Origin of the sequence: Ensifer sp. (genome assembly GCF_031989085.1) — a bacterium.
GTDB lineage: Bacteria > Pseudomonadota > Alphaproteobacteria > Rhizobiales > Rhizobiaceae > Ensifer.
The window spans coordinates 198,238-219,858 of sequence record NZ_DALZXU010000008.1 but is presented as its reverse complement, the minus strand read 5'-3'; the positions used below and the strand labels follow the sequence as shown (position 1 = coordinate 219,858).

15 protein-coding genes are annotated in these 21,621 nt (G+C 61.0%); 7 read left to right on the top strand and 8 right to left on the bottom strand.

The annotated features are described in order from the left end of the window. Positions 1-175: 175 nt before the first annotated feature. Genes RTP54_RS25890 through RTP54_RS25875 form a run of 4 tightly spaced genes read right to left on the bottom strand, consistent with a single transcriptional unit; the run spans position 176 to position 5,176 of the window. Positions 176-2,059: an HAD family hydrolase gene (locus tag RTP54_RS25890; RefSeq protein ID WP_312366507.1), complete on the bottom strand. Its 1,884-nt coding sequence runs from the start codon at positions 2,057-2,059 to the stop codon at positions 176-178. A 30-nt stretch (positions 2,060-2,089) separates the two neighbouring features. After that, positions 2,090-2,431: an acyl carrier protein gene (locus RTP54_RS25885; RefSeq protein ID WP_312366505.1), complete on the bottom strand. Its 342-nt coding sequence runs from the start codon at positions 2,429-2,431 to the stop codon at positions 2,090-2,092. Further along, the gene (locus RTP54_RS25880) at positions 2,400-3,605 is read right to left on the bottom strand and encodes a TonB-dependent receptor (RefSeq protein ID WP_409517215.1); all 1,206 of its coding nucleotides are present in this window, start codon (positions 3,603-3,605) and stop codon (positions 2,400-2,402) included. Before RTP54_RS25880 ends, RTP54_RS25885 begins: the two co-directional genes overlap by 32 nt. Positions 3,606-3,607: 2 nt before the next feature. Continuing rightward, on the bottom strand, positions 3,608-5,176 hold the full coding sequence (locus tag RTP54_RS25875) for an MBOAT family O-acyltransferase (RefSeq protein ID WP_112816309.1): 1,569 nt from the start codon (positions 5,174-5,176) through the stop codon (positions 3,608-3,610). 430 nt (positions 5,177-5,606) lie between these two features. On the opposite strand from RTP54_RS25875, the gene RTP54_RS25870 reads away from it, so the two are divergent. After that, a complete protein-coding gene (locus RTP54_RS25870; protein WP_112834047.1) occupies positions 5,607-7,136 on the top strand; it encodes a glycosyltransferase family 4 protein in 1,530 nt (509 codons plus the stop codon). 23 nt (positions 7,137-7,159) lie between these two features. Further along, positions 7,160-8,014 carry a sulfotransferase gene (locus RTP54_RS25865; RefSeq protein WP_312366500.1) on the top strand — a complete coding sequence of 285 codons (855 nt, stop codon included), beginning with the start codon at positions 7,160-7,162 and terminating at the stop codon, positions 8,012-8,014. Between the two features lie 128 nt (positions 8,015-8,142). Here the strand turns inward: RTP54_RS25865 and RTP54_RS25860 are convergent, their stop codons facing one another. Continuing rightward, on the bottom strand, positions 8,143-10,419 hold the full coding sequence (locus RTP54_RS25860; RefSeq protein WP_112816306.1) for a GumC family protein: 2,277 nt from the start codon (positions 10,417-10,419) through the stop codon (positions 8,143-8,145). Between the two features lie 210 nt (positions 10,420-10,629). Here RTP54_RS25860 and RTP54_RS25855 point away from each other — a divergent pair, with 210 nt between their 5' ends. The 5 genes from RTP54_RS25855 to cysQ all read left to right on the top strand — a co-directional run bounded on the left by RTP54_RS25855 (position 10,630) and on the right by cysQ (position 16,782). Next, positions 10,630-11,961, top strand: a complete 1,332-nt coding sequence (locus tag RTP54_RS25855) for an O-antigen ligase family protein (RefSeq protein ID WP_112834045.1) — start codon at positions 10,630-10,632, stop codon at positions 11,959-11,961. An 89-nt stretch (positions 11,962-12,050) separates the two neighbouring features. After that, positions 12,051-13,013 (top strand): class I SAM-dependent methyltransferase, encoded by a 963-nt coding sequence (locus RTP54_RS25850; protein WP_312366498.1) that lies wholly within the window; start codon positions 12,051-12,053, stop codon positions 13,011-13,013. A 174-nt stretch (positions 13,014-13,187) separates the two neighbouring features. Next, positions 13,188-14,087: a sulfate adenylyltransferase subunit CysD gene (gene cysD, locus RTP54_RS25845; protein ID WP_312366497.1), complete on the top strand. Its 900-nt coding sequence runs from the start codon at positions 13,188-13,190 to the stop codon at positions 14,085-14,087. Continuing rightward, entirely contained in the window at positions 14,087-15,982 is a 1,896-nt protein-coding gene (cysN, locus tag RTP54_RS25840; protein ID WP_312366496.1) for a sulfate adenylyltransferase subunit CysN, read from the top strand. Before cysD ends, cysN begins: the two co-directional genes overlap by 1 nt. Next, a complete protein-coding gene (gene cysQ / locus RTP54_RS25835) occupies positions 15,979-16,782 on the top strand; it encodes a 3'(2'),5'-bisphosphate nucleotidase CysQ (RefSeq protein WP_312366495.1) in 804 nt (267 codons plus the stop codon). The genes cysN and cysQ overlap by 4 nt, the downstream gene beginning before the upstream one ends. On the opposite strand, the gene RTP54_RS25830 is transcribed toward cysQ, so the two are convergent. From RTP54_RS25830 to RTP54_RS25820, 3 genes are read right to left on the bottom strand one after another with little or no spacing between them, the layout of a single operon-like run. Then, positions 16,737-17,966 carry a glycosyltransferase family 4 protein gene (locus tag RTP54_RS25830; RefSeq protein ID WP_312366494.1) on the bottom strand — a complete coding sequence of 410 codons (1,230 nt, stop codon included), beginning with the start codon at positions 17,964-17,966 and terminating at the stop codon, positions 16,737-16,739. The genes cysQ and RTP54_RS25830 overlap by 46 nt on opposite strands. A gap of 23 nt (positions 17,967-17,989) precedes the next feature. Beyond that, positions 17,990-19,189, bottom strand: a complete 1,200-nt coding sequence (locus tag RTP54_RS25825; RefSeq protein WP_312366493.1) for a glycosyltransferase — start codon at positions 19,187-19,189, stop codon at positions 17,990-17,992. Positions 19,190-19,220: 31 nt separating this feature from the next. Continuing rightward, positions 19,221-21,275: a polysaccharide biosynthesis protein gene (locus RTP54_RS25820; protein WP_409517217.1), complete on the bottom strand. Its 2,055-nt coding sequence runs from the start codon at positions 21,273-21,275 to the stop codon at positions 19,221-19,223. Positions 21,276-21,621 lie beyond the last annotated feature (346 nt).

The window sequence follows — 21,621 nt, the reverse complement described above, 5'->3', positions numbered from 1 at the left end:
ACGACAAGACGGCTGGACGAACGACATCGGTTTTTACTCCTGGTCACCGCTCTATACCACATTCCGTGCGTTGACCGTCGCACCACATTCCCGAGATAAGCCATGCTTTGCCGACCGCCCGGACCGATCCATCTCCCCCAGCACGCGGCCGGATCGAGACGAACGCGGGACGTCGCTATAAGTTCAAGTTCGTTTCGATGAACACGGGTTTTGGCTTGTATGCGGGCACCGGGCAAAGAAACTCGACCGAGCTGTCCTCATGGCGCTTCGCCACTTCAAAACCGAACCGCGTGTAGAAATCCGCCACCATCTGGTTGCGGTCCGTTGGAATATAGCGCGCGACCACACGCTCGACCTTTGCCGCCGAGGCCGCGGTGAAGAGCGTGTTCATCATGCACTGCTCGACCCCGCGCTCCAGCACGCGGCACGACTGGAGCCAACTGTCGATTTCCCATTCGGCGGCGCGCTTGCGAACGATGACGACCCCGATCATGCCGTGCTGCGCGAACCGGTCGTCGAGGCGAACCTGCCAGCCGAAGACATCCGCGCCTTCCTGCATTTTCCGGATGTCTTCTTCGTTGTAGCGACGGGTGGTCAGGTTGAACTGATTGGACTTGTTGACCAGTTGGACGATGCGCGGGCGCCCGACAGCGTCGAACGGCGATATCGTCATCTGCATTTCAAGCGACCGCAGGTAATCGTCATAATTGCCGAGCTGCGTGCGAATGTCTGCCGCCCGGGCGAAACTTTCATAGCTGCTGGCCCGTGCCAGGTCGTCCGCGTTCAGCGCCAGGTGCTGGAATACGCCGGACCGTGCGATGCGTTCGATGAAAAAGGAAGGATCTTCGCCAACCTCGATTGTGGCAACGAGCGGCAGTTCCTGTCGCACGCGTTCGCGCTCGGCGGGATTGTCGTCGACATAGGCAAGCGATTCCAGGCCCAGGTTGAGCGCTTGGGCGATCGAACTGATATTGGTCGCCTTGTCGTTCCAGTTGGCCTGGAACACGGCAAAGTGCTGCTCGCGCAGGATCATGTCGGGATGGTTCGCAAACGGCTTGCGCGCGACCGCCTCGTCGTTTTTCGAACAGACCGCCAGGACGACGCCGCGATCGCGCAGGCTCAAGACGAAGTTCTGGAAGGCGACAAAAGCCTCGCCTTCCGGCGAGTTCTGGCCGAGCCGGATCCCGCCGATCCCATCATCGCCGATGACACCGCCCCAGAGCGTGTTGTCGAGATCGAGAACGAGGGCTCGCGCCGCCTTGCCTTTCATCGCGGCGAGGATGCCGGCTATGTTGTCGGCGGCAAGCGGGCACATCTGAACGTTGAACGGGACCTTTGCCGCATGAAAGGAAATCGGATCGAGCCAGCGCTCGAGCCCCACCCAAGCGGCAAGTGCCGCCTGATCCCACAGCAGCCAGCGTCCCTCAGCAGCGCCGTCGGCGAGCATCATGTTGACGCGCAGGTTGAACCGCGCCGCCGAGCCCGGTGTCGCGATGTCGGCCGCGGCAATCTGCAAGGGCGGCGGTTGGGTCGCGACGATCACCGGGCACCCGTTCCTGGAACGGGCAGCGGCAGCAATGGCGTCGACCAGCGACGTTGCCTGCCTCAGAGCCTCGTCCTCGGCTGCTGCATCGAGGAGGCGCGGCGGCCGCCCAAGAGCGCTTTCATCGAGAACGACGAGAACGGCATCGAGCGCGCCTTCAAAGAACGTAGTGGCGGAGAACGCAAAACGCGCGACGCTGTTGTAAGGAGCCTCCTGCACGTCCACCATCAGGCCGCGCGCCAGACCCGCGGCTGCAAGCGGTGCTGCGAAATAGCTCAAGGTTCGACTACCGAGCAGACCGATTTTGAAGGGCGTAAAACCCTGTTGGCCTCGCCCGCGCATGCGGGCCGCCAGCCGTTCCACCTTCAATTGTTCCCGCATGCCGAGGCGCTCGTTGGCGAGCGCTTTGGTGCGGGCGTAGTCGGGCACGTCTCCCGCGCTGAGCGTGGCTTCGATCTCTGCGATCTGCGCGCCCCAGTCGTCGTCGAGCGGCTTGCGCCAGGGAAAGTCGGTCATCGCTGCGTCCCACCTGTGATGCCGTTCCGATCAACTTTTCCGTTTGATCAATGCGTCGATCAAGCTTCCAAGATTCGTGAACGTCTGGACTTCGGCCGTGGTGAAGCGGATCCCGAATTCCTGTTCGACGAGCGCCATGAACCTGACATGCGAGAGGCTGTCCCACTGGGCGATGTCCCGGGCGGTCGTCGCTTCGGTGATCGGCCCGGTATGTTCATCGAAAAGATCTCGCATGATATCGGCGACTTGGGTGAGATAGGCGTTGTGAATAGACATCGATTCCATTCCCGGGGTGAACGTGTTCGCCTCGCAGTGGCCTGCCGTCCCGACAGGCGTGCCCTCAATGAATGCGAAGGAAACTGTTGTAGACATGATAGTTCTTCACTTCCGTCCGGATGCGGCGCTCATAGGCTCCGACATTGGCGCGTGTGAGCATGTGCGTGCCCGTCGAAAGCGCTGACAGGGTCATCTTCAGGACTTCAGGATTGTGGACGTGGCCGGGGTCGCGAAAATTCGCAAGATCCCCAGCGGTTGCCGGATCGTCATCGAACGCGAATATGCGCACGTTGCGAAGACCGCCGACCGCCTCCACCAGGCACCGCCGCGAAAGCAAGACTTCGTCCAGCAGCGTCGGGCTGGTATCGCTCATGCGCGAATAGTAGTTGGCGTAGGAAAGAATGGGCATGACGATGTCGATCTCGACGCCGGCCGCCGCAAACCGCCTGATCCTGGGAACGAGCTGCTCGTCGATCGCATTGAAGCTGGTGCAAGACCTGCCGCTCGGCGTGTCGATGACAGACCTGTATTGCTCGACGAGCGAGCGCAACTTGGACATTTGTGCCGGCTTCTGGAATGACCTGTACTGCTGTTTGACGAAGGTTGCGTAACGCTCACCGTCTCTTGAATCGTACTCATCCTGCCCCGTCATGATTTGCAGCGTGCGGACAAGCGCGTCGAGATCGACCATGCGAATATCGTCGGCGACCTCATGATCGTAGAGGAATTCCGGAAAGCCGTTGCGCATGGCTTCAGGGGCAAGAATGTACATCCAGTCGAAGGTGATGATGATGCGCTTGCTGTGGGAGTTGTCGGCGAGCTGATCGAGAACGATGTCGCGATCCATCGGACGTGGCCCCCCGTAGCTCAGATTGTAGGCAACCGTCTTACCGCCCAACGCGGCTTCGATATCGTCGGGGGAGTACATGGCTGTCGTCGAGCCGCCGACGAGGAACGTGTTGATCTCGGTCTTCTTGGCGATCGCATCGATCAGGCGGATGACATTGTCACGCGGCACGTCGTTCACGGTGAACTGGACCTTCGATCCCCAGCGATAAATGTCGTAGGGGTCGGTAGCCATGACGGCGACGACCGCCGACAGATACATCATCCAGATAAAGGCAAAGGTTGCCAGCATCGGAAATGCGGCCCGCAAGCGGGGCCTGCCTGGGCCTTTGCGTGATATGCCGTCCGCGCGCGATCCTGTCCATCGGCTGGCGCGCGTCCCGCCGGGTGGCTGTCCCGACATCGTGACCGCTTTTTCAATCATGTTCAGAACCCCTGATATAGAAACGGCGGTTGTCGCCCGACATAGAACAGCGACGAGACCGTCAGGACGCCAGCGAACATGGCCCACGCCCAGGAAGGCCGCCACAGGCTGCGCAGGAATGTGAAACCGTAACTCTCGTTCTCGTAGGTCATGATGGCCGGACGGTAGCGACGCAAAAGCTCGACGCCGTTCGGCATGAAGTAGATGATCGAAAATGCGCACAGCAGAATGAACACCGGCTCGCGCATTTCGAACGTGGAGGGAGCTCCGGGCGACGCGCCGAACATCTGCGCGTAGAGATGAAAGGCCGCGCCGACGCTCTCCGAGCGGAACATGGAAAGGCTCAGGCAGAGCAGCACGAAGAAGATGGCACGTTCGATCGACAGCCGGACGAATGGCGAAGCCGTCTTGCGCATGGTCCTGTATGTCTTGCTGGCCCGGATTTGCGCTTCGCTTGCGTACCACAGGCCATGCATCACGCCGAACGCGACAAAGGTCCATGTCGCGCCATGCCAGAGACTGATGATCTGGAAGTTGATCATGATCGGGATCCACAAGCTGACGATCTGCGCAGGCACCGGAGGCAGCCGGCGTTCAAGGCTGTAGCGGGTCCCGGCGATGGACAGCGGCGTGAACAGAAAGCGGGCGATCACCCGCGTCAGCGTCATGTGCCAGCGGCGGTAATAATCGATGATGCCCGTCGCCTTGAAGGGAGAGAAGAAGTTTATTGGGTAGCGCAGACCGAACATGCGGGCCAAGCCGAGCGCCATGTCCGAGTAACCGGAGAAGTCGAAATAGAGTTGCGCCATGTAGGAAAGCGCGCCGATCCAGGCGTGCGCCGGGTCCATGACCGCCCCCACCTGCGCAGCGCCGAACACGATGTCGACCGTCGGCGCTATGTTGTCGGCAATGACGACCTTCTTGAACATGCCGATCGAGACGAATGCCAGTCCGACGGCAATGTTGACCGGATCGAAATGCAGAAACTTCCGGGATCGGACCTGCGGGTGGAACTCGTGGAAATACGTGATCGGTCCGATGATCAGCTGCGGGAAAAAGCTGACAAATGCGCCATAGCGGCAGAAAGCCCAAAAGCCGGCCTTGAGCGACCTGATGTCCTGGAAAAATTCGACCACGCTCTTCTCGCGGCCATAGGCGTCGGCGAGGAAGGCTGCCTGATGAAAGGTGTAGAACGAGATGCCGGCCGGGATCGCGACGCCGGCGACATCGGTCATGAGATTGCCGCCTCCGCCGAGGATCACGGAAACGATCTTGTACTTGAAGTAAAGCAGTGACGCGATGTTGTAGAACTGTCCCAGCCCATACAACCTGCCGCGGCGCGGATGGCCGTCGGGTAGCCGCAGAAGTGCCACGGCGACGCTGAAGTTGACCAGAAGCGCCATGAGCAGCAGCACGGCGGACGAGATGCCATAGGGCACGTAGAATATCAGCGAAGCAAGAAAGATGACGAGCAGGGCGGCGTTTCGCCCCCAGAACCACGTGGCGAGGTAGAAAGCCAAAAGTGTTGCGGGCAAAAATACAAAAAGAAACAGCGGATCGATAAAGATCATATCGGACCTCTCCACTACTCTCCTGGCAATCCCCGGGTGAGGATGACTGGGCTTCGGGCAGGACTAGCCGCCTGCGTCTTTTTCCAGCACGGATCCGGCATGAATCTGATGGGGGTCGCTGCCGCCCGAGAAATCCAGCGATCGAGCATGAGCCGATCGCATTTCGCCCGCAGCCGACGGTATTTCCGCATCTGCCCGTCTTCGGGCGTCCGAGCCTGGCCAGCAACCAACAAACACCGCGTCGCGGGAAACGGAAATTTTTCCCGTCGGGCTCAATGTGCCCAATAGGCTCGTTAATCCCATCATACGATTGTGCCTCTCGAAAGAAGAAGTAAGGCTCGGAGATCGCTTTTCCGAGAGACTATATTCTTCCCTTCGACCTGAGGTCAAAGACATTTGCTCGAAAAGCGGACGGGTTGGCGATATTGTGATGAAAGACCAACCTGTAAAGATTAACTTATTTCATCTTTATCCAAATGTACTACGCATAAATGATTATAGATTACCATTTCTCTTGCGTCATACTCATAACGCGTTTCTGGCCGTCGTGATGCGAGGTTTCCGGGCGGCGAAAATGACATGCAGAATGCCCGGAGGGATCCAAGGTCCGCTCCAGCCGTTGAGAGAGATTGGCGCAGAGTGTCTTTCCCGGACGCAAACGCGGATGATCAGGAACAGCGGCATTACATTCGAAAAGACGAAGAAACGGACGCCGCGCCTCGGAGGCGCGATCCAGGGGGGAGAAATCCTGAGCGACGGTGACCGCCTCGTGGTGGCCTATCCATTCGTGGGAGATGAAGTCGGCGGCAGCCACATTTCCGCCGTCGGCTTGATCCTCGCGCTCGACCGCTCGACGTTCGAACCTCTCATTGTCCTGCATCGGACCGGCGAGGCGCTGGAAAACTATCTGCGCGAACGCGGACTGAATTTCGTCGTGGCGCCCGAGGTTGCCGTCATGTCGCCACGGCGCTCCGCCGGCGTCGCCGGCAATCTCTCTCGCTCGCTGGACTACATTATCACCACCGCGCGCCTGAGGCGGTTTCTTCGCGAAAACCGGGTCGACATCGTTCATACCAATGACGGCCAGATACACGCCACCTGGGCGCTTGCTGCCCGACTTTCCGGGGCGCGGCTGCTATGGCACCACCGCGGGGACCCCAATGCCTTCGGCGTGAACACCGTCGCGCCTGTTCTCGCCAATCACATCGTCACGGTCTCGCGCTTTGTGCAGCCGACGCGCCCGATCCTGCCTGTCTCCCATAAGCTGAGCGTGCTGCACAGCCCTTTCGACCATCCAGCCCTGTTGCCTGACCGTGATGCCTGTCGGAGCGAATTCATCCGCGAGTTCGACCTTGCCAGCGAGACGCGTTTCGTCGGTTATGTCGGTTCTTTGATCGACAGGAAGCGGCCGGTCAGGTTTGTGGAGGCCGTGCACGCGTTTCTTGAGCGCTTCCCGGATTTCCCCCTCGTCGGTCTCGTCTTCGGAGAGCCGTCGCCCAATCTCCCGAACCCGGAGCCGGCCATGCTCGCGCGCGCCGTGGAACTCGGGGTGGAAGATCGTATCAAGATGATGGGGTTCCGGGCACCGGTCGAACCTTGCATAGGCGCACTCGACGCATTGCTCGTGCCAGCAATCAACGAGCCGTTCGGACGCACGCTGATTGAAGCCATGCTTCTGGAAACGCCGGTGATCGCCACGCGTCATGGCGGCAATGTCGAGGCGATCCTCGATGGTATCACAGGGTTCCTGGTGGAGCCCGAACGGCCGGAGGCGTTCGTCGATCCCCTTGAAAAGCTGTTGATGAAGCCGGGCGAGCATCGCAGGATCAGTTCGGCGGCCCGTGCCAACGCCCTGACGAAATACGGCACCGACACGCATGTTCAGGGCATCAGCCAGCTTTACGGGCGCATGGCCGGACGCCGCAGTCGCAACGCCGGAATACGAACGACAGCACTCTGACTTTGGCTACCAAGGAGCAGACGATGGAACTGCGCGATATCGACTTCCTGATCATCGGCGCGACCAAGAGCGCCACCACCTGGCTGCAACAATCGCTGCAGCTGGATCCGCGGGTGTATATGCCGGATCCGGAAATCCACTACTTCAGCCGCTATCACGACCGGGGCGACCCTTGGTACCTGGAGAATTTCAATCCGGCGAGCCCGGGGCTGGTCATCGGCGAGAAATCGAACTCCTACCTCGACACGCCCGCTGCCGCGGAGCGGATTCACAGGAGCCTTCCAGACGTGAGGCTGGTAGCGCAGCTGCGCAATCCCGTCGAACGGGCCTATTCGGACTACTGCATGCTGCATCGCCGTGGCGAGGTGACCGCCGACATCGATCGCTACCTCGATCCGCGCCACGGCGCTGGTGGCCGGTTTCTGGAGGGCGGGCTATACTTCCAGCAATTGCGCCGGTTTCTCGATCTTTTCCCGGCCGATCGCATACTCGTTCTCTTCTACGAGGACATCAGAAGCGACGCGGCCGGCCAGGTCAGGGATCTGCGCCGTTTTCTCACGCTGGAGGAGAATCCGGCGTTCGAACCGGTTGCGCAAAGGGTGAAGGACAAGACCAAGCCGCTCGTCGACGCCCGCTTGCGGCGGCTCTTGAAACCGCTGAAACCGATCGTGGCACCCTTTCGCCAGACCAAGGGCTTCGAGGCTCTGCGTTCGGTGATTTCAGACGAGTTCAAGTATGTGCCGCTGACCCGTGAACTTTCCGCCCGCATGGTGGGCTATTATGAAACGGAGACCGAGCGCCTGGGCAATCTGCTTGGGCGTGATCTGGGGCAGTGGCTTCAGAGCGTACCTGCGGTCAACAAGCGACCGGCGACCTGAGCACTATTGCCCGTTTTCGTTATTGAACACTGGTCGCCCGATCTCGACCGTTGCGCGAAAGGGCGCAGCCAGTTCTGCCTGACGACCGCCCTTCCACGCCCTTGCCTGATGGGCTGGGCTTCGGCTGATCACGAACGGCGGACGTTAAGTCCGAAATTGCCGCTTCGCCAGGCGCCAAGTCTGGCTTTCAGCCAGTCCAGCGCCAATTTTCCCGCCGACTTCGGCCGATAGACACCGGCGAAATTGAAGATGCTTCCGATGATCCGTGCGCGGCTGGTCGTCAACCGTTCGACGAGGTCGACAAGGTCCTTCTCGTTGGTCCGTTCGGCTGCGGCGACAACAAACACAGCGTCGACATGGCTCGCGAGCCAGATTGCATCATCGTCGTTTTCGGCGGCCGGCGTATCGACGACGATCAGATCGAAATGCCGGCGAAGCTCGCCGAAGACCCGTTCCTGATCCTGCAGCGTCAGGCGCGACGTGAGCACATGGACGAAGGGAAAATCGGGCGCCTGCGCACTGATCGACACCGGATCGGTCGCGCCGTCGACCACAAGATCGAGGTTGAACGGCCGCTGCGGTGCGCCGACCACAGTCGTTGCGCCGGTCGGACCTGGGTCCATGTCCAGGATCACGGCGCGAAGGCCGTTCAAGGCGGCGACGGTCGCCATCCCCACGGCGCAGGTGGTCTTGCCCTCGCCCGCCGAGGCTGAGCAGAACATGACGACCTTCGATGCGTCCTGGCTCTTCCAACCGAGGCAGAGGGAGCGCATCGAACGCGCAAACGGCGCACGGGGGTCGGAGAGAATGGAGCGGTAAAGCGTCTGCTCCGGCTTCAACGTCGCCGAGAGATCCGGGATCGAGAGGTAGTTTGGCTGGTTGACAATCGCTTCGACGGCGCGCGCGGTACGCACCCGCTTGTCCGCCGCTTCCACGGCGATCGCACCGACCAGGCCGAGCAGGAGCGAGGCGAGGCCGCCGATTGGGATCAGCAGGCCGGGCTTGGGAAATGACGGGTCGATCGGAACTTCGGCGAAGGAGGCGATGCGGGCCGTCGCCTTGATCTCATCCTTTTCCGGGTCGAGCGTGCCGAGCCTCAGGACGACGGCGTCGTAGCGCTTCTGCTCGGTCAGCAGATCGCGCTCCAGTTCGCGCCGGCGGATTTCATCCAGGTTCCGATCCTGCATCTGCTTCTGCAGCCGGCCGACCTCTTCCTCGAATTTCCTAACCCTGACCGTCGCAACCTTGGCATCATTTTCCAGCTCCTGGAGGATGCGGTTGATTTCGCCTTCGATGACCTGCCGGTTGGACCCCAGCTCTGCATCGATCTCGATCACCTGCGGATGGTTCTTTCCGAATTTCGAGGCCAGTTGCGCACGGCTGCGCTCCAGCCGCCCCTGTTCGGTCCTGAGCGAATCAAGCAGGTCGGACGTCATCGCGCGGCCAGCGGAGTCGAGGCCGGTCGTGGCAAGAACGCTCTTGGCTTCGCCGACTTTCGCCCATGCGCCCGCTTCGTCGACCCGTGCCAGCGTGAATTGCTGGTTGAGCTGTTCGGTGCGAGCGCGCAGCACATCGTCACGCGGATCGAAAGTGAGGTCGCTTCGGGTGGTGAAATCGGCGATCTCACGCTCCTTCTTGGCGATGGACAGCACAAGGTCCTTGGCCTGGGTGCGGAGGGAATCGACCGTGGCGTGCGCTGCCAGTTCCTTCATCTGCGTCGACCACACGACGTAGTCCGCTGCCACCCCATTGGCGATCTCGGCTGCATAGAGCGCCAGGGGGTGCTGCACGAAAATGGTCATCGCCAGGCTTTCGCCCTTGCGGTCGGCGGAAATGGCGGCGGCGAGTTTGGTGATGACCCGGTCGCGATTGATGGGATCAAGGGTTTTCGGACGCTGCACGTCCTCACCGGTCGTCACGCGACGCGGTCCTGCCTGCGCCTTGCGCGGCGACCATCGCCATCCCCAGAACGATGAGGTGTCTTGCTGGATATCGGTGTCCGGCGGCAATTTGGTGTTGAAATACGGGTCGTCCATCAGATTGAGATCGTCGACGACGAAACCTAGAAACTCGCGCGACTGGATGAGATCCATTTCGGTCTCCATCGCAGACTTGTCGCGTTCCTGTTTCTGCAGTTCGACCACGGCCTCATACGGCCGGATATCGTTGCGATCGAAAACCAGCGTCGAGGAGGCCGTGTAGATCTTTGTCAAGGACAGGGTGATGATGGTCGCGAGCAGGGTGCCCAGCAGCGTCGTGATCAGGATGAGTTTGGCGTGCCGCCAGAAGAAGTCGTAGAGGGCTGCCATTTCATAGGACGAGGCATCGCGCGTAATCGGCGCTGTCGGCCCGGGCCGGCGACCGCCCCTCTCATCGGCTTCGAATTCACGGTCATATGTCAGCATGATGGCCTATCTCGAGCCCTTCGCTGGAGCCATCTGCACCCACGTCGGCCGGTCAACAAGTGATGTCAGGCTTCATATTCGTGTATTTACTTGGGAGCAGTTTGGGATCAATGTCAAAGGGAATTTTAGGGGATACAATTTAAGCATTATCTCAAACGTCTAGCGTTCAGATATTCTGGCCGCACTTCCAAATGGTTGTAGTCGACGTCAATGGCGGATGTTTCACGAGCGACCGGTTTCCAGTCGAGCCCATATCAACAAGAAACGCCTTGGCAGAGGATCGAGCTAGCCTGTGCCGTTACGGCAGTTTTCCTTTCGGCGGTGAATTTCCTCCGCCTCGACCTTTTCTACTTCACGCTGAGTGATCTGTTTTTCTGCATCAGCCTCGTTCTGCGCGCGTGTTCGACCGGGCTGCCGCTCAGGCTCTGGGGTCGGGCGTCGTCGGTCGTGTGGCTGTGCGGGCTTTTGATGCTCTGCTCGGGGCTGATGGTCAGCAGCCTGTTGTCCACCGCGCCGATCCGCGGGATCGTCATTGTAGGGCAATACCTGTTTGCCTACCTGGCGATCGCGATCGCCCTTTGCGGGCGCGACCTGCGCGCGATGGTGCTGTTTGCCAAGGCCTATGTTCTCTCCATTTTTCTCATGTGCCTGCACGGGGTCTATCTGATCCAGTTCGATGGGCAGAAGAACACGGCGTTCGTGAGCGGTAATGGGCGGCTCACCGGGTTTGTCGAGCGCGAGAACGAGTGCTCGGCGGTGATTGCGCTGGCAATGCCGATCCTGTTGCTGCTGGCCTCCACCGGCCGTATCGGAAAAGTCTACGCGGCGATCGTCGCCGTTGCGATGGCCTATGGCATCTTGCTCACCGGCTCGAACACCGGCCTTGCGAGCTTTGCCTATGCGATCCTCGGCTTCATGCTGCTGAGCGGCCAGTGGAAGCGTGTCGTGGTCGGGGCTGCGTGTCTGGCGCCCCTTGCCATTTGGATCGGGCACGCCGGGCGCGACTACCTGCCTGTCGTCTTCCAGAAGCGTGTGCTCGGCGCACTGGAGACGGGTGACCTCAGCCAGGCCGGAAGCTTCGACCATCGCGTCGAGTTGATCCACGAGGCGCTCGATCGCCTGCAAGCCAACATGTGGGTCGGGCTCGGAGCCGATCAGTTTCAGGTCACAAGCGTTGTCGAACAGCCGGTCCATAACCTGTACCTGCTGCTCTCCACGGAAGGCGGCATGATTTCTGCGATCGGCTTTGTCGTCATGATCGCTGCCACGTTCCAGCCGATCATGCGGACCTTTCGCGCCCCGGGCGGGTCCGCCTACGCGGCCTGTGCCTTTATCAGCGTATCGATGTTTGCCTTGATGGCTAATGCATTTCCTCACCTTTATGGGCGGTTCTGGACCGTTCCCGTAATCCTTACATTGGCGTTGGCGAAGAGTTATTGTGATGCGGTGGGAAACAAGAACCTTGCTCGTGGAGCGATGCAGCCTGTTCGTGCGCCGCGCTCCAAACGCGCCTTCGGTTCGGCGCTTAACCCCATTCCATAGTTCGCCTCAGGGAACTGTTTGAGCGGACGCAAGTTTCTATCGCAACGCCAGCCGTGGAACCCATTCCTCGCGCGGCGTGAGGATGAGCTATGCTGGTCAACGAGCAAGAATGCCTGGATGCATTGCGCTGCCCGCGCACCGGTTCGAAGCTTGAGCGCGTTTCATCCGACAAGCTGGAACCGGTACATCCTGACGATAGCGAGACATCCTATCGCGTCGTCGGGGGCAAGCCGGTGATGATCGATTTCTCCGAATCCGTCTTCAACGAGAGTGACATCGTGCACACGGAGGCGGCAAGCCCCGTCGAACGCAAGCACTATGGTCGCTTGACCGGGATGATCAAGAAGCTGCTCTCGCCCACGAAAAAGTCCACGGTCACCAACGTCAATCGTTTGCTCGGCGAGTTGCAGGCGACAGCCGGGCGTCCGGCCAAGCTTCTCGTCATCGGAGGCGGCAGCATCGGGCAGGGTATGGAGCCGCTCTACGAAAAGCGGGAAATCGGCGTCTATGCGTTCGACGTCTATGCCTCTCCGCTCATTCAGTTCATTGCGGATGCCCATCACATTCCGCTGCCGGACGACTTCTTCGATGCCGTCGTCATTCAGGCCGTCCTCGAGCACGTGCTTCAGCCGGCGCAGGTCGTTTCGGAAATATGGCGCGTGCTGCGCGACGAGGGCCTCGTTTACGCCGAAACGCCTTTCATGCAGCAGGTGCACGAGGGAGCGTTCGATTTCACCCGCTTCAGCGAAAGCGGCCACCGCTACCTCTTCCGCTGGTTCGAGACGATTTCGTCCGGCGCCAATGGCGGGCCGGGAACGCAGTTCATGTGGTCGGTCGATTATCTCGTTCGTAGCGTGTTCCAGTCGGTGCTGCTGGGCAAACTCGCAAAGCTCGCCTTTTTCTGGACGCAGTATCTCGATGCGATTATTCCGGAGCGCTACGCGGAGGATGGGGCCAGCGGCGTCTATTTCTACGGTCGCAAGGCCAAGGAACCAATTTCTGCAAAGGAAATCATCGATCATTACAAGGGCGCGCAGAGAAAACACACCTGACCTGGCAACCCCTTTAGGCTAACCCGTTCTCGCTAATTGCCACCGGGCCCACGCGACCCTTAAATTCGATCACCAATTACGAATCCTGTTTCGGTGAAGCGGCGATGCCGCTGCCACTTTGATGTTTGTTTTGCATCGATCGATTTCGCAACGCGACACATAAGGGGTTGTCGCATGGCACTTTCGCATCTTGCCCGCCTTGAAGCCGAAGCCATCCATACGATGAGGGAGGTAGCGGCGACATCCACCAATCCGGTCCTGCTCTATTCCGTCGGCAAGGATTCAAGCGTGCTGCTTCATCTGGCGATGAAGGCGTTTTATCCTGCAAAGCCGCCGTTTCCGCTGCTTCATGTCGACACGACATGGAAATTCCGGGAGATGATTGCCTTCAGGGACCAGGTCGCCAGAGACAATGATCTGAGGCTTATCGTCCACATCAACGAAGACGGCGTTGCGCAAGGCATCAACCCTTTCGAACACGGCTCGAACGTTCACACCCACCTCATGAAGACGGTGGCCCTGCGCCAGGCACTCGAAAAGCACCGCTTCGACGTGGCGATCGCCGGCGCCAGGCGCGACGAGGAAAAGTCGAGGGCGAAGGAGCGGATTTTTTCCCTGCGCACTGCAGGCCAGGCCTGGGACCCCAAGCGCCAGCGACCGGAAATGTGGAAGACCTTCAACACGCGGTTGACCCCGGGTGAAACGATGCGGGTGTTTCCGTTGTCGAACTGGACCGAGATGGATGTCTGGCAATACGTGCTTCAGGAAGGCATCCAGGTCGTGCCTCTCTATTTTGCCGAGGAACGTCCTGTCGTGGAACGGGACGGCATGCTGATCATGGTCGATGACGATCGCATGCCATTGCAGCCGGACGAGGTCGTGCGCAGGCAACACGTGCGTTTCCGCACCCTGGGCTGCTATCCGTTGACCGGCGCCATCCTGTCGAGCGCCACCACCGTTCCCGAGATCATCGAGGAGATGGTCTTCAGCCGCTCCTCCGAACGGCGCAACCGGCTTGTCGATCGCGACGAAGCGTCCGGCATGGAGAGGAAGAAGCGGGAAGGATACTTCTGATGCATGGTCAACCCTCGGTGTTTTCGCCAGAAGTGGCGAGCCTGCTCGATGTCGAGGGCAGCAAGTCGTTGCTGCGCTTCATCACCTGCGGGTCGGTGGACGACGGCAAGTCGACGCTGATCGGCCGCTTGCTTTTTGACGGTGGGCTGGTCCTCGACGATCAGGTCGCCGATCTCGGGCGGGAAAGCGAAAGACAGGGAAAGGGTGATCATCTCGATTATTCGCTGCTGCTCGACGGTCTGGAGGCGGAGCGCGAACAGGGCATCACCATCGATGTCGCCTACCGCTATTTCTCCACCGCCCGGCGCAAGTTCGTCGTCGCCGACACGCCCGGCCACGAGGAGTATACCCGCAACATGGTCACCGGCGCCTCGACGGCGGATCTGGCGATCATCCTGGTCGACAGCCAGCATGGCATGCTGCCGCAGACGTGCCGCCACACCTACCTCGCCTCGCTTCTCGGTATTCGCCACGTTGTCGTTGCGGTCAACAAGATCGATCTGGTCGGCTATCGCTCCAGCATTTTCGAAGCGCTGCAGACGCATTATCGAAAATTCGTGCTGACGCTCGGCTTCGAAACGGTGCAGGCCATTCCCGTATCGGCGCGCTATGGCGACAACGTCACCTCGAGGTCGATCCACACACCATGGTATCAGGGCCCGAGCCTGCTCGAATATCTCGAGACCGTGGATGTCGGCAAAGAGGTCACGAACACCCCGTTCCGCTTTCCGATCCAGTGGGTCAATCGGCCAAATTCCAGCTTTCGCGGTTATGCGGGCGAGGTCGCATCCGGCCGCATCGCCGTCGGGGATCCGGTGGCCGTCGCCAAGTCAGGGCAGAAGACGGCGATCAAGTCGATCGTGACCTATGACGGCGAAGTGGCAAGCGCCGAGGCCGGCCAGGCGGTGACGCTGGTGCTGAAGGACGAAGTCGATGCATCCCGGGGCAACATGCTGACATCGCCGACGGCGCGCCCCTTCGTCGCCGACCAGTTGCAGGCGCACGTGATCTGGTTCGATGCCAACCCCCTGCTCCCCGGTCGCAGCTACATCCTGAGAACCGAAACGGACAGCGTCAACGCGACGGTCACCAAGCTCAAGCATCGCGTCAACGTCAACAGCTTTGCCCGCGAGGCGGCGAAGTCCCTGACGATGAACGAGATCGGCGTCTGCAATATTTCCACCCAGGCTCCGATTGCCTTCGACGCCTACAAGGACAACAAGACCACCGGTAATTTCGTCATCGTCGACCGCCTGACCAACGACACGGTCGGCGCCGGCATGATCGACTTCCCGCTGCGGCGCGCGGCTAACGTCCACTGGCATGCCATGGACGTCAACAAGCAAGCGCGGAGCGCACAGAAGCAACAGGCGCCCGCGGTGCTCTGGTTCACCGGTCTTTCCGGCTCGGGCAAATCGACGATCGCCAATGCGCTGGATCGCATCCTCAACGCCCATGGCCGGCATACCTATCTTCTCGATGGCGACAACGTCAGGCACGGCCTGAACCGCGATCTCGGCTTTACCGATGTCGACCGGGTGGAAAACATCCGCCGGGTGGCGGAAGTGGCGAAACTGATGGCGGATGCCGGGCTTATCGTCCTTGTTTCCTTCATCTCGCCGTTCCGCGACGAGCGGCGCATGGCGCGCGAACTGATGGCTGAGGGAGAGTTCATCGAAATCTTCGTCGATACGCCGATCGAGGAGTGCGCCCGCCGCGACCCCAAGGGGCTATACGAAAAGGCGCGCGCCGGGAAGATCGCCAATTTCACCGGGATCTCGTCTCCTTACGAAGAGCCGGAGCACCCGGAGTTGCATCTCTCGACGATCGATAGCGAACCGACGGATCTCGCCCTTCAGATCGAGGATTTTCTCGCGCGGCGACAGTCGCAATGAACGGGCTGTCGGCACTTTTCGAGGAGACGGCGCTCGCGGCCGGCATCGCGGTCCTCGACGTCTACCATGCCGGCGCGAACGCCGTTGCGAAAGTGGACGGTTCGCCCGTCACCGAAGCGGACCTCAGGGCAGAAGCGGTCATCTTCGACCGCCTCGCCAGGGCTTCGCCCAGCATACCGATCGTCGGAGAAGAGGCGGCCGCCGCCGGGTGCGCGCCGTCGGTCGAGGCGGGTGCGTTCTTCCTCGTCGATCCGCTCGACGGAACCAAGGAATTCATCGCCCGCCGGGACGATTTTACGGTCAACATTGCCCTGATCGACAACGGCAAGCCGATCGCCGGGATCGTTTACGCGCCGGCCTTGCGACGCGCCTACATCGCGGCTGAAGGCGTTGCCCAGCGTCTCGAGATCGATCATTCCGGCCGCGTGCGCGAGCGGCGCGAGATCCGCACCCGCGGTCGAAACGGCTCGATCATTGCGGTGGCCAGCCGCAGCCATTCGTGCGCACAGACCGAGACGTTCCTCGCCCGGCATCGCGTTCTCGATTGCACCTCCGTCGGCTCATCGCTCAAATTCTGTCTCCTTGCCGAAGGGCGTGCGGATGTCTATCCGCGCTTCGGGCGGACGATGGAGTGGGACACGGCTGCCGGCGATGCGGTTCTGGCGGCGGCAGGAGGCACGGTGCTGCGCCTTGATGGGTCGATCCTGAGGTATGGCAAGTGCCGGCAGGAGAGTGACTGCGACTTTGCCAATCCTCACTTCGTCGCCTGGGCGGCGGCGCCGCCGGAAGGGTGGTGCTGACCGGCGTCGGCGCTTCCCTTCAAGGGTCTTTCATCCAGCTGCATGCGCGCAAGCAGCAGCCGGTTGACCAGCCTGACATCGAATTTTTCCTCGGCCATCCGGCGCGACGCGCGGCCCATGGTGGCAATGGCCGAACGGTTCTCGATGAAGCTCGTCAATGCAGCGGCAAGTGAGGAGACGCTGCGCGGCTCGATCAGTCGCCCGTTGACTCCGGGCTCGACCGTTTGTCTGCACCCCGGCAGGTCGGTGGTGATGATGGCGCGTCCGGTCGCCATCGCCTCAAGTATGCTCCTGGGGATCCCCTCGCGATAATAGGACGGCAGCACGAACACGCTGCAGGCCGACAGATACGGGCGCACGTCGCGGGTGGTTCCGAGATATTCGATCACCCCCTCTTCGACCCAGGACTTGACGTCTCGTTCGCTGATCGCCGTCGGGTTGGGATCGTAGTGGCCGAGCAACTGGAAGATGGCATCTGGATGGCGCGCGCGGATCGTCCGCGCGGCCTCGACATATTCCGGAATTCCCTTGTCGCGCAGAAGCCTGGCAATGAGGAGAAACACGATCGGTTTGAGCGGGGGCGTCGACGCGCGATAATGATCGAGATCGACGCCCGAACCCGGCACCATCGACACGATCGAGAGATCGTCCACAAGCCGTCTCTCCCTGATGTCGGCAAGGTCGGCGTCGTTGTAGACGAAGACGGCCTTCGCCCGCTTGAGCGCGCAGCGGTAAAGTCCGACACACATCGAGCGCAGCAATTTGCGAAAAGCACGTTCTGCGGGCTCAACGGCAAACATGTGGCCAAGTCCGGTGACGAGGAAGAACCGGTGCGGCACGCCGCAGAGCCGCGCGGCAATGCCGCCGTAGATGATGGGTTTCATCGTGTAGGGCAGAATGGCTGCGGGCCGCTCCTTCAGGAGTTGGCGGACCAATGCCGCGAGCGTGGTCAGATCCGCAAACGGGTTCACCCCGGCCCTCGACATCGGGATCGGGACAAAGCGCACGCCGAGCGCTTCCAGCTCCTGTTCCACGAGCGGATCTCGGTCTGGGGCCATGGCGACGACGTCGAAGCCCGCCTTCAGGAGATCCTTTATCAGTTCGCGACGAAAGTTCGTGAGCGACGAGGTCAGGCTGGCGATCAGCACGATCTTCGGTCGTGGCACCGGGGAATGACTGGGCAAGGGGCTCGCCTTTTTCATGGCCGCTACCACATGCGCCGCGCCGCACTGACAGAAGCCTGCCAGCCTATCTGTCGCGCGGGCTTTGGGACGGTCTGCTCGAGCACTTCTTCGTAAAGAGAGAGGTGGCTGTCGACATAGGCGTTCAGCGAAAACCGCTCGATCACACGTCGGCGCGCGCGCTCGCCGAGCTGACGGCGGGCCTCTTGCGGCAGGCAGAGCAAAGAGGCGGCGAGCTTGGCAAGGCCATCGACGTTTCCCGGTTCGACCACCATCTGCCGGTCACCCAAAAGCCAGGCGCAATCGCCCACATCCGTCGCGATCGCCGGGACGCCGCTCGCCATGGCCTCGGCGACGACCAGCGGAAACGCTTCGCCCCATGCTGAAGACAGCATGAACAGGTCGAGGCCCGGCATCAGCCTGTCTATGTCGGCGCGTGCGGGTGAAACGGTGATCATCGGCGTGATGCCGAGTTCGGCCGCAACGCGCTGCACGACGCCGTTCTGATGGCCGTCACCGATCAGCACGCCGTGAGCATCGAGCCCCATGGCGCGAAGCCTGGCGATTGCGCGCACGAAGGTCTCGTGATCCTTCATCGGATGGGCACGGGCAATGTTGCCGACAAGCAGGCGCTCCCTCGGCAAGCGCAGCGCGTCGCAGAGATATTGCCGGGCGCCGGCGCCCGGTCGGAACTGATCGCAATCGACGCCGTTGGGGATGATGCGCCGCTTGGCCGGGTCGAAACCGAGCGCTTCATGCTGGTCGGCGGATACCCGTGAGCAATAGGAAATTGCGCTGGTCTGCCTGGAAAGCGCGGCGCTGATGCGGATCACGGCGCGCGTCAGCAGCTTCTCCGAAGCAAGATTGGCAATGGAGTGGTGGATGCTCCAGATGACCGGCTGTCGGTCTGCGAGCCGCGAACCGATCGATGCCGCGACGTTGCCGTGATACATCCAGCCGTGAAGCAGCCTTGGCGCCGACGACCGCATGATTGCGCGCAATCTCGCCACCGCGCGCGGACCCGGCCGCGACTGATGCATGTTGAGCGTTTCGACCGCGATATTGGCGGCCTGCATGTCGCGGGCGACCGGTCCCGGCGCCATCAGCGACAGTACACGGGGGTCATAATTCGTTTGGGTGAGCTTGGCGCCGAACCGTGCCAACATGTATTCGGCGCCGCCGACATTCAGGCCCGTGATGCAATGGAGTACGGGGATACCTGCCATGCCCGGTTCCTTCCTCCTGCGTCCCTTGACGCTACTGCCGCGCCCGGCCGTTTGCTTGCGGCCGTGCCGTCGTCTTCTTGCCGAGCGCAATGACGCCGGCCGTGCGCCGGCCAGCCGTTCTGGGGCGCGTGTTGTTGCTCTGGGGGATCTCCGCATTCGGCAGGAGTTGCGAGATTGCGGCCAGAACAGCCCCCTCGTCGCAGCGTTCCGCGTCACGCTGCATCCGGCTGAAGGCACTCTTCAGCACACTTGACGGCACAGCATCGGGCACGGCTCCAAGCACGCCGGGAATGGCGGACTCAATGCGCTTGTCCGTGGGATCGAAGAGTTCCTCGAACAGTTTTTCGCCCGGTCTTGCCCCGACGATCTCGATCATGATGTCCTTGTCCGGGACGAAGCCGGCGAGCCGGATCATGCGACGTGCGATGTCGATGATCTTGACGGGTTCACCCATGTCGAGCACGAAGATTTCGCCCTGGCCGATCTGCTTCTGGAAGCCGTATGCCGAGGCTTGCAGCGTCAGTTCGACCGCTTCTCTGATGGTCATGAAGAACCGCGTCATCCGCGGGTCGGTCACAGTCAAGGGTCCGCCCTTGGAAAGCTGGTGCTTGAAGAGCGGGATCAATGAGCCGCTCGACCCCAGCACATTGCCGAAACGGACGGTCATGAAGCGTGGGCCCCGCCCGCTGGTGACGCCATCCAGATCGAGCGCCTGGCAATAGAGTTCGGCAAGCCGTTTGGTCATTCCCATGATGCTGGAGGAATTGACCACCTTGTCGGTAGAGACCTGCACCATGGCGAGTGCACCGAAGCGCTTGGCGGCATTGGCGACGTTCATGGTGCCGATGACGTTGGTCAGAACGCCTTCGCACGGGTTGATCTGCACCATGGGCACATGCTTCAGGGCTGCGGCGTGGAACACCAATTCCGGCAGGTGTGCTTCGAAAATCTCGTTGACCCGCTGGCTGCGCCGAACGCTGCACAGGCAGTTCGAATGGCGGACATCGGGAAACTCTTCCTTCAGGCAGAGGTCGATCGAGTAGAGATTGAATTCCGTATTGTCGACCAGAACGATTTCGGCCGGGCCGCAGGCGGCGATCTGGCGCGTGAGTTCGCTGCCGATCGATCCCCCTGCACCGGTGACGAGAACCCGGCGGCCGGCGACCAGGCGGCGGATTGCGTCCTTGTCCAGCGTTGCCTGGGGCCGTTCGAGCAGATCGGTCATCTCGATCGAACGCAGTTCATACGGATTGTCGTTGCTTGTCTGCTTGAACTCCGTGCCGCTTTGCAGCCGCGAGACCGCGATGCCGAGACGCTCGGCGGCCTGCAGCAATTCTCCCGAAGCGACGTCGTTGAAAGACGAGAGCGGTTCGGTGAAGACGATGTGGCACGGTTGCTTGCCGACGGCCCTGAGCTCGGCGACCACCTGCTCTAGATCCTGCAGCCTGCCGGCAATCGGCACGCCATGCAGCATCAGCCCGACCTGCGTTTCGTTGCGGTCCAGGCAAGCGACCGGAACGTAGGGCGCTGACGGATCGCGAAACAGAGCTCTGAGATAAAGGTCCGCAGCGTTGCCGGCGCCGACCAGAAGCAAGGGAACGCGATGGCGATGGCCATCGGCCTTTTCGGATCGCTTGTTCGTGACCGGGAGAAACTCGTCAGCGCGAAAGCTCAATCGCGATGTCGCAAGGAACGCCATCAACAGCAGCGACTGTAGCGGCACGACTGTACGCGGCATGTCAGTGAGACGGGTCGAAAAAAACAGAAGCGCGATCAACACCAGCGAAGTCAGGACCACTGCGCGAATGATGATGACGAGGTCGCTGATCGACCCGTACTTCCAGTTCCGGCTATAGAGACCCGACAGCGGGAACATCACCGCGCAGACCGCCAGATATTGCGCGGAAGACCAGGCCAGGATCTGGATCGTATCGGGGCGATCGGTGAGACCCATCGGACCGTATCGCAGGAATAGCGCGACCAGCAGCGCCACGGCCGCCGACGCCAGGTCCATTGCGTAAAGGAAAGCGTTCTTGCGGGCGCCACGGGCAGCCGACTTGAGCTTTCTGACGCCGAGTTGTGCCAGCGACTGCGCAGCGTCCTGGGCCGTTGCCGGGAACGTTGGGCGATCTGTGATGGTTCTGCGATTCACTACACGAAATGCCCACGTACCGTATAACGCCTTAACGGCGGTCGGAATGCGAAACATAACGCCCCTCCTTCGACATGGCTTCGCTTGCCAGGAGCCCCAATGGGCCGGGCGAACAATACAACCGAAAGTAAATGTGCCGCTGGTGACGGAGGTGCGGCAAATACACCCAATAAAAAAAGTTTTACGCTCTCGACTGTTTCAATATTCGGAGCGCGATGTACTTTTCCTATTTGCAGTGAAACCTAGAAAACACTTTGGTTTTCGCATGTAAACTAACTTT

What these genes read in the sequence shown, in the direction of transcription:
- cysQ (WP_312366495.1), top strand. Translation starts at nt 15,979, where the DNA reads ATGAACGGGCTGTCGGCACTTTTCGAGGAGACGGCGCTCGCGGCCGGC.
- RTP54_RS25850 (WP_312366498.1), top strand. Translation starts at nt 12,051, where the DNA reads ATGCTGGTCAACGAGCAAGAATGCCTGGATGCATTGCGCTGCCCGCGC.
- RTP54_RS25890 (WP_312366507.1), bottom strand. Translation starts at nt 2,059, where the DNA reads ATGACCGACTTTCCCTGGCGCAAGCCGCTCGACGACGACTGGGGCGCG.
- RTP54_RS25885 (WP_312366505.1), bottom strand. Translation starts at nt 2,431, where the DNA reads ATGTCTACAACAGTTTCCTTCGCATTCATTGAGGGCACGCCTGTCGGG.
- RTP54_RS25825 (WP_312366493.1), bottom strand. Translation starts at nt 19,189, where the DNA reads ATGGCAGGTATCCCCGTACTCCATTGCATCACGGGCCTGAATGTCGGC.
- cysD (WP_312366497.1), top strand. Translation starts at nt 13,188, where the DNA reads ATGGCACTTTCGCATCTTGCCCGCCTTGAAGCCGAAGCCATCCATACG.
- RTP54_RS25855 (WP_112834045.1), top strand. Translation starts at nt 10,630, where the DNA reads ATGGCGGATGTTTCACGAGCGACCGGTTTCCAGTCGAGCCCATATCAA.
- RTP54_RS25860 (WP_112816306.1), bottom strand. Translation starts at nt 10,419, where the DNA reads ATGCTGACATATGACCGTGAATTCGAAGCCGATGAGAGGGGCGGTCGC.
- RTP54_RS25880 (WP_409517215.1), bottom strand. Translation starts at nt 3,605, where the DNA reads ATGATTGAAAAAGCGGTCACGATGTCGGGACAGCCACCCGGCGGGACG.
- RTP54_RS25875 (WP_112816309.1), bottom strand. Translation starts at nt 5,176, where the DNA reads ATGATCTTTATCGATCCGCTGTTTCTTTTTGTATTTTTGCCCGCAACA.
- RTP54_RS25870 (WP_112834047.1), top strand. Translation starts at nt 5,607, where the DNA reads ATGAAAGACCAACCTGTAAAGATTAACTTATTTCATCTTTATCCAAAT.
- RTP54_RS25865 (WP_312366500.1), top strand. Translation starts at nt 7,160, where the DNA reads ATGGAACTGCGCGATATCGACTTCCTGATCATCGGCGCGACCAAGAGC.
- cysN (WP_312366496.1), top strand. Translation starts at nt 14,087, where the DNA reads ATGCATGGTCAACCCTCGGTGTTTTCGCCAGAAGTGGCGAGCCTGCTC.